The sequence below is a fragment of the Legionella sheltonii genome, assembly GCF_026191355.1.
Classification (GTDB): Bacteria; Pseudomonadota; Gammaproteobacteria; order Legionellales; family Legionellaceae; genus Legionella; species Legionella sheltonii.
Genome location: NZ_JAPHOQ010000062.1, coordinates 1 through 350, shown reverse-complemented (window position 1 = coordinate 350; position 350 = coordinate 1). Strand labels below are relative to the sequence as shown.

Genomic DNA, 350 nt, shown 5'->3' with positions numbered 1-350 from the left:
CTGATTTGGATCAAGCCAATTTTTCGGGGGTAAACTTTACAAATGCGAATTTGAATAATGTAATCATACGCAGCTCTATTTTGATAGGGGCAAATTTGACCCAAGAACAACTGAAACAAATCAAAAGTATTGAGTGCACTGTTATGCCAAATGGTGAACTGAACAACAATAAATGTTAATTTTTTCTCTCAACATGAATCAGTGCCCTTTGATGTTTTGCGGCAATTTAGAAATTTATTCAATTGCCGCAAAACAAATTGTAATTAAAAAATCGACACACCATTACTCTTGATTGGCAGAGGCAATCGATTGTATTTTTTAATATATTCATTAATCTTTCGTTTAAGCTG

Annotated in this window: 1 protein-coding gene; it reads left to right on the top strand. The window is 32.9% G+C overall.

What is annotated here, in order from left to right:
• Positions 1–5: 5 nt before the first annotated feature.
• Complete coding sequence (locus OQJ26_RS19510; RefSeq protein ID WP_416209974.1) at positions 6–179, top strand: pentapeptide repeat-containing protein; 174 nt, start codon at positions 6–8, stop codon at positions 177–179.
• Positions 180–350: the final 171 nt, after the last annotated feature.